Annotated in this window: 1 protein-coding gene; it reads left to right on the top strand. The window is 34.3% G+C overall.

Annotated elements, in window-relative coordinates; genetic code table 11:
• Window positions 1-31: 31 nt before the first annotated feature.
• Window positions 32-778: a hypothetical protein gene (locus DK188_RS21355; protein ID WP_111672880.1), complete on the top strand. Its 747-nt coding sequence runs from the start codon at window positions 32-34 to the stop codon at window positions 776-778.
• Window positions 779-798 lie beyond the last annotated feature (20 nt).

Here is a 798-nt window from a genome sequence, read left to right on the forward strand (position 1 = left end):
AACGTTATAGGGCATTTTAAAAAGACAGACCGTGGATAAAAAAGCAAAGGACATACTATTCAAGACTTACTGGACTTCGGCTGGCTGGGTACGAGACGAAAATCGTAAAATTGAAGAAGCGGACTTTAAATATGCCAAAGAAAAAGGGTTAATGTTTGACCCGTTGACAATTTCAAAAGCCGAAATAATTTCAAAACTTGAAAGTCTAACTCAGACAATTTCAAAAAAGAAGGTTACAGATGCATTTCTTAGTAGCCTGAGTAATAAAAGACTTGACTGGCGTTCTGGACTTGCAAGTTATGAAAACGCAAAACGCCTTTTAACAGAAAAGGACATAAATGACTATTACTTCGGGCACGGAGAAAATGAAGATTTGAATGTTTTAAATTTTGAAAGAATAAAATGGGGCGGAGTAAGACATTATAGCGGACTGTATAACTCACTTGACTTAAGCTTGCTAGACAAAGAAACGGTTTCGCTACCAACTAAAAATGATATAGAAATCTTTAAAAGCATTCTTAAGGTTATTGACAATTCAGAATACGGAGAACCACCGAGTAAATTGAGAGACAGAATTAAAGAAGTTTACAAAGCTTCAAAAAGTGAACTTAGCGTTCTAATGGAAATACTTGGTTGTGCTGACATTATAAAACCATTACGTTTTGACAGAAAAGTACCAGGAAAACACGATTGGACATTTGTTTTACATTGGCGTGGAGAAGATAAATATTACAAACAAAAAGTAAAAGAATATTTTGGAGAATACGGAATTGAATAGAAGAAAAACACCCTATAACA

Source organism: Algoriphagus litoralis, assembly GCF_003259255.1.
GTDB classification, from domain to species: Bacteria; Bacteroidota; Bacteroidia; order Cytophagales; family Cyclobacteriaceae; genus Algoriphagus; species Algoriphagus litoralis.